The sequence below is a fragment of the uncultured Agrococcus sp. genome (assembly GCF_945915485.1).
Taxonomy (GTDB): Bacteria; Actinomycetota; Actinomycetes; order Actinomycetales; family Microbacteriaceae; genus Agrococcus.
The window spans coordinates 45,859-51,929 of the sequence record NZ_CAMEFJ010000011.1 but is presented as its reverse complement, the minus strand read 5'-3'; the positions used below and the strand labels follow the sequence as shown (position 1 = coordinate 51,929).

Genomic DNA, 6,071 nt, shown 5'->3' with positions numbered 1-6,071 from the left:
TTCCGAATCGAAGCGCAGCGTGACGACGTCCCCCGCCAGCTCAGCCTTCAGCCGCGCTGCCGTGTCGTCGGCGATGACGCGCCCGCGATCCATGACCATGACGCGTTCCGCGTAGCGGTCGGCTTCCTCGAGGTAGTGCGTCGTCAGGAAGACGGTTGTTCCATGCTGTTTGCGCAGGTCGCGGATGTGCTCCCACAGATTCGCGCGGCTCTGCGGATCGAGCCCCGTCGATGGTTCGTCCAGGAAGATGAGCGGAGGGGCGTGCATGAGCCCGAGCGCGATGTCGAGCCGCCGCTTCTGGCCACCGCTGAGCTGTTGGACGGAGCGTGTCGCGAAGCCGCTCAGATCCAGCGAGTCGATGAGTTCATCGGCACGAGACCGCGAAGCGGCTTTCGTGAGGCCGTAGAACGCTCCCTGACTGATCAGTTCGTCGCGAACCCGCTGAGCGAAACTTCCGCTGGTGAGCTGCCCGACGTAGCCGATTCGGGCACGCACGCCCGACGGATCCCGAAGGATGTCCCGGCCGACGACGCTTGCCCCTCCCGCAGTGGGAGGCAGGAGCGTGGTCAGCATCCTGAGACTTGTGGATTTCCCGGCCCCGTTCGGCCCCAGGAAGGCGACGAGTTCGCCGCGGGCGACGGAAAAGGTGAGGTCGGTGACCGCCTCGACGGTCTTCTTGCTGACGGTGAAACGCTTGGTGAGTCCTTGCGCTTGGATGATCGGTTCGTTTGCCATACCCTGAAGCTAGAAAACAATGCGGACAGATCTAGTCCTCATTAATCGACAGGCTGGAAACATGTCGGACACAACCTCTCGCGCACTCGCTCTCCTCAACCTGCTGCAGACTCACCGGCACTGGCCGGGCTCCGAACTGGCTGAACGACTGGGCGTGACGCAGCGCACGCTACGTCGCGATGTCGAGCGGCTTCGCGAGCTCGGCTACCGCGTCGAATCGTCGCCCGGCGCCGCAGGCGGCTACCGACTGGAAGCGGGCAGCGCGATACCCCCGCTGCTGCTCACCGACGAGGAGGCCGTCGCGATGGCGATCGGGCTCCGTGTCGCGGCATCCCGGCGGCTCGTTTCCGGGGCGGAGACGACCATCACGGCGCTGGCAAAGCTCGAACAGGTGCTGCCCGCACCGCTGCGGCGACGCGTCAACGCACTCGCAGACACGGTACAGCCCGCAGGCATCTCCTCGGGCGCTCCCGTCTCGTCGGAGATCCTGGGTGAGATCGCGCTCGCCTGCCGCGATCACGAGCGGTTGCGGTTCACCTACACCTCCGGGGATGGCGTCGTCACGCGTCGGCGCGTGGAGCCGGAAGCGCTCGCTCCGGCCGACCGGCACTGGTACCTGATCTGCTGGGACCTCGAGCGCGAGGACTGGCGCACCTTCCGTGTCGACCGCATTGCAGAGCTCGAGCATACGCACGCACTGTTTCCGCCCCGTTCCCTCACTCCCGAACAGGTCGAGGTGTTCGCCCTCATCGCCAGCTCATGGACGCCCCACAAAGTGGAAGCGGACATCGTCATGGACATGCCTTTCGATGAGATGCGGCGATTCTTCGGCCAGTGGTCACAGGGCGCGACAGAGGAGGACGAGCGCCGCACCCGCTGGCCGATCGGCGGTGGCGACTGGCGAGAGGCCATGTACGGAATGCTCTACGTGCCGGAAGGCGTCGAATACACAACCGACTTCCCCGAACCCGCGCGCGCCGAGCTGCGCGAGGCGCTCGCACGGATGCTGCGTGCGCTGGACGCGCCTCCCCCTGCTGCCTCCGACGCAACACCGTGAGCGGCTGCTCTCGGCTGTTGCCTCGTGCCGCGAACGAGCGCATCCTGCAAGTGCCCGGTACACGGAAGAAGGGGAGAGTAGATGCTCTCCCCTTCTTCTACGCGGATCGGTTAGATCGAGACGCCGCGCTGTCTCAAGAACGGTAGCGGATCGGTCGGCGCGCCGTAGACCCGCACTTCGAAGTGCAGGTGGCAGCCGGTCGCCCAGCCGGTATCGCCCTCGTAGGCGATCACCTGTCCCGCGCTCACGGACTGCCCCACGTTCACACTGGCAGGGGCCATCATGTGGTAGTACCGGCTCTGCACACCGTTACCGTGATCGATGAACACGAAGTTCGCGCCGTAGACGTCGTACCCCTTGGCTGCGACCGTGCCGTTGCCGGCAGCGAAAATCGGGGCACCGCATCCGGCAGCGAAGTCCGTACCGGCGTGCAGCTTCCAACCCAACTGGCCCAGCGGGTCGAGCCGGTAGCCATAGTTCGAGGTAACACCGCCGTTATTGGGCCGAGCCCACCCTCCACTGACCGGTGGTGGGTTCGTCGGGTTGTTGGTTCCGGTGCCGGGGTTGTTATTGCCGTTGTTGTTCTGCTCGTTCTGCTGGCGTTCGCGCTCAGCCTGCTCTTGACGCTTGCGCTCCTCTTCGAGTCGCTGGCGTTCGAGTTCCTCGCGGTATTCCTGCCCGGCTCGGTAATCCTCTTCCGTCGCCGCGCGGTCCTCGGTAAGCACTTCGAGCTGCGCCTCGAGGGTTCCGCGGTGATCGATCTCCTCCTGCAGAGCATCCTCGGCGGCGGCCTGCGCCTGAATGGCGAGCTCCATCGCCTCCTGAGCCTCTTGGTTCAGGCGGTCGCGCTCGTCTCGAGCGATCTCCGCCTGCTCGGACAGCGACTGTGCCGTGTTGGCATCCTGCTGCGCCTGCTCGTAGAGCGTGGATTGGCGACCGGTGACACTGTCCATAAGACCGAGTCGATACAGGACGTCGTCTGCTTCACCGGGGTTCGAGAACAGTTCGATGCTCATGTTGCCCGAGCCGCCGGAGCGAGCCAGGGCTCCCGCGAACGTCGATGCCGCGGCGTGCGACTCGTCCGCACGCTCCTGGGCTTCGTCGGCCTGGTTCTGCAGCAGGTCTGCGTTCGCCATCGCATCCATGTACAACTGCTCGGCCTCTTGAGCCTCCGCCATCCGCTGTTCGGCGATGCGCTCGGCCTCCGCTACCTCATCTTCGAGGTTGCTGATGAGCTGCCGGATTTCGACGATCTGCTGTTCCTTCGAACTCTCGCTCTCCCGTGCGCGCTCGACCTCGGCCCAGGTCGGGTAGCCGTACTCGTCTGTCTCTTGCGCTTGAACAGAAGCAGGCACCGCAGTAGACCCGAAGAGGCCAACGATGGCTGCCGCTGCAACAGCTACCGCGAACCGCGGAGCGCGCCTGGCTGCTGTGCCGTTGCGACTTGCCATGATTGAAACGTTCCTAACGTAGGGGACCCGTAGCTTGGGCCTAGGGGCTGGCCCAGCGTATCAAGTTCAAGTGCAACTTGAAAGGATGGTTGCGATTCGGAGCGTGCGCTATGCGTAGATTGCAGCGACATCCGCAGCACGACGGGCCGGATGCGGGATCATACGACGCGCCCACGTGCGGTTCCTCAAGGCGCGACGCGCCTCATTCCTGCTCGTCAGAAGACTTTCGGGGCCAACTTCAGGTCGTCTCGGGTTGGGCGTGAGGCTTGCGAATACGGTACAGTTCGGAAGTGCGTCAACGCTGACATTTTCAAGGATTTGCAATCGAGCTCCCAGATGCTCTATTCTCGTTCCTTGGTAGTTGTGCGTTTATGCGCATGGCCCCATCGTCTAGTGGCCTAGGACGTCGCCCTTTCACGGCGGTAACACGGGTTCGAATCCCGTTGGGGTCACGTAGGCGTTACAATTCAATACACAAGGCCCTGTGGCGCAGTTGGTTAGCGTGCCGCCCTGTCACGGCGGAGGTCGCGGGTTCAAGTCCCGTCAGGGTCGCAAGTGAAGGCCCTCTCTTCGGAGAGGGCCTTTGCCCAGACAGTACAATGTCGCCGTAAGGCTCTGTAGCTCAGTTGGTAGAGCGTTCGACTGAAAATCGAAAGGTCACCGGATCGATGCCGGTCGGAGCCACTGACGATTGAGGCCAGACGAAAGAGCTTGCTCTTTCAGTCTTGCCGATTGAGTCAGTAGACGGGTGCTCGCACCCGGATACTGGAACCCCGCGTAGCTTCTACATCGCGGGGTTTCTTCATACCAACACGCCGCCTGTTCTAACGTCACGAAATGTTGACTTACCGGTCGAACGTCACGAAATGTTGACCCTACGGTTCACTCCAGCTCATCCGAGCCGCATTTCGTGACTACCCCGTCGGACGCCCCGATTACATGCGATACTGCACGACAGATGAAGTCAACGCGCGGATTCGGGAGGTCGCTGTGCGTTCAATCGTTCCGATAGAAGGCGATCCCTGGCCACACGACATGACCATCAGCATCGAGGACCACTCACAGGCACTCCTCGAGCTGCTCTGGGTGCGGGAGACTTGGAGCCTCGAACCGATCGGCGACGAGCCCGGCCCCTTGATCGATGGCCCGGAGGGCGCAAACACACCATCCGATGTGGCTGAATGGAGTGAAGCCTGGTCAACGCTGTGGGAGGGCGCCCTGGCCGTCGCGGCACAGCCGCTCGACGCCTCGGCGATGGACAGCCTCCAGGCGAGCGCTGCAGGTTCCTCGGAACACGCGGAGCTGCTCGCCCGGCTCACGGGACCTACGTGGCGCGGGCGCTTCGGTGGGCAAGCCCTCGAGGCGGGCTTCTCGGAGTGGAGCCAGCGACAGTTCGAGAAGATATGGCCGCCCCGGCATACGGCCGCCGAGTCTCCCGAGCGACTCTCCCTCGACGCCCTTGTGCCCGCGTGGAGAGCCGGGCTCGAACGCGTGGTGACGATTCCCTGCAGAGCGGAACACACCCGCGTCGTCGGCACCTCGGGCCTCCTCGTGACTGATGGAACACGGGAGGACCCTGCGCTCTACGCCGAAGCCCTTGGAGTGTTCTCCGCGTCAAGGTAAGACTTGGTATTGTCCTGAATCCTCCTACCTATCCTCCACATTCAGCGGCAGCGAATGGCAAGAGCGAGTAATGAAAACCGCTTCTGACCGTGGGCGATAGTAGTCATTGGAACCCCGGAGCCTTTGCATCGAGAGGTTTCTTCATTTGATCTCTCATGACCCCTGGTGACGCCAAGTGGCCATGCTGCGATCGCGCCCCGCTTAGGCAGGAGCGATATTGATGAGGTCTTGCGGCGAACATTCGAGGGCATCGCAGATGAGCGTGAGTGTCGTGAAGCGGATTGCTTTCGCCTTGCCATTCTTCAGAATCGACAGGTTCGCCATGGTCAGGCCCGTACGCTGTGAGAGTTCGGTGAGCGTCATGCCGCGTCGTTCGAGTATTCGGTCGAGATGCACGGTAATGCGATGTTCCGGCAGGCCGTCCGGGCCAGTCTCAGACGACACCGTCGGCCTCGCGTTCCAATCGTGCCCCGATGCGGAATGCCGCCGTGAGGGCTAGCGTCACGAGCCCCGCGACGATGATCGTCAATGGCCAGTTCGGCAACGCGACAGCTATCGCAGAGTAGTCGCCGCCTAGGAAGGCTTCCTGTTCTTCACGTGTGATTCCCAAACCGGCACCGAACAACAAGCCGATCCTGCTGGAGAAGTACATCCACGCCGCCGTCTCGAGCGCCGCCTGCAGCAGGCCACCACCCAAGAGTGCCGTCGTGAGCAGTTTCCAATTGGATTGCACGCCATCACTGAACGGCTGCGCCCGCGAGATGCCCGAGACAATACGCACCAATCCGATCGTGGCCACGACAAAGACCACTGCCTGCACGAACATCGGCGAGGCTCCCAGGACTCTCATCGACAAGTCCAGGTCGGCAAGCGTCCCCGACCCCCCTTCGGCATGGTCAGCCTGCATCAGCTGCGGGAGCTGCACCAAGGGCAGACGACCGTCCGCTCCCCCGAACGTCAACAACGCACGCCCCGTCACGGTGGTCGCCACCTGCAGCAGCGTGAAGAGGGCTGCTAACGAGGCGACGCCTACAACGATGCTGTTGATCACCCGGTACCGGGCACGCTTTGGCCGCACCGGCGATTCAGATTCCACGGTGTCCGTACTCATAAACCCTCGATTATCGAAAAACGATATTATCGATAATCAATATATAACTGTCGGCTGACGGTGTCCACTCTTATGCACTCGATGCGTCACCGCT

At 62.9% G+C, this 6,071-nt stretch carries 6 protein-coding genes and 3 tRNA genes; 5 read left to right on the top strand and 4 right to left on the bottom strand.

What is annotated here, in order from left to right; genetic code table 11:
- Positions 1 to 735, bottom strand: a 735-nt coding sequence (locus tag Q0O95_RS03865; RefSeq protein ID WP_293695475.1) for an ATP-binding cassette domain-containing protein, incomplete at its 3' end; no start/stop codon positions are given.
- 61 nt (positions 736 to 796) lie between these two features.
- Between Q0O95_RS03865 and Q0O95_RS03860 the strand changes: the two genes are divergently transcribed.
- Positions 797 to 1,792 (top strand): YafY family protein, encoded by a 996-nt coding sequence (locus tag Q0O95_RS03860; RefSeq protein ID WP_293695473.1) that lies wholly within the window; start codon positions 797 to 799, stop codon positions 1,790 to 1,792.
- Positions 1,793 to 1,902: 110 nt separating this feature from the next.
- Here the strand turns inward: Q0O95_RS03860 and Q0O95_RS03855 are convergent, their stop codons facing one another.
- A complete protein-coding gene (locus Q0O95_RS03855; RefSeq protein ID WP_293695471.1) occupies positions 1,903 to 3,243 on the bottom strand; it encodes a M23 family metallopeptidase in 1,341 nt (446 codons plus the stop codon).
- Positions 3,244 to 3,622: 379 nt separating this feature from the next.
- Here Q0O95_RS03855 and Q0O95_RS03850 point away from each other — a divergent pair.
- The 4 genes from Q0O95_RS03850 (at position 3,623) to Q0O95_RS03835 (ending at position 4,866) form a co-directional block, all read left to right on the top strand.
- A tRNA-Glu gene (locus tag Q0O95_RS03850) sits at positions 3,623 to 3,695 on the top strand.
- A gap of 26 nt (positions 3,696 to 3,721) precedes the next feature.
- A tRNA-Asp gene (locus Q0O95_RS03845) sits at positions 3,722 to 3,795 on the top strand.
- 59 nt (positions 3,796 to 3,854) lie between these two features.
- Positions 3,855 to 3,927: transfer RNA gene (locus Q0O95_RS03840), tRNA-Phe, on the top strand.
- A gap of 351 nt (positions 3,928 to 4,278) precedes the next feature.
- Positions 4,279 to 4,866, top strand: coding sequence for a hypothetical protein (locus Q0O95_RS03835; RefSeq protein ID WP_293695469.1), 588 nt, complete (start codon positions 4,279 to 4,281; stop codon positions 4,864 to 4,866).
- A gap of 201 nt (positions 4,867 to 5,067) precedes the next feature.
- Here Q0O95_RS03835 and Q0O95_RS03830 read toward each other — a convergent pair whose 3' ends face one another.
- Both Q0O95_RS03830 and Q0O95_RS03825 read right to left on the bottom strand, forming a co-directional pair.
- The gene (locus Q0O95_RS03830; RefSeq protein WP_293695466.1) at positions 5,068 to 5,310 is read right to left on the bottom strand and encodes a helix-turn-helix transcriptional regulator; all 243 of its coding nucleotides are present in this window, start codon (positions 5,308 to 5,310) and stop codon (positions 5,068 to 5,070) included.
- Positions 5,300 to 5,977 (bottom strand): hypothetical protein, encoded by a 678-nt coding sequence (locus tag Q0O95_RS03825; protein ID WP_293695463.1) that lies wholly within the window; start codon positions 5,975 to 5,977, stop codon positions 5,300 to 5,302. Before Q0O95_RS03825 ends, Q0O95_RS03830 begins: the two co-directional genes overlap by 11 nt.
- Positions 5,978 to 6,071 lie beyond the last annotated feature (94 nt).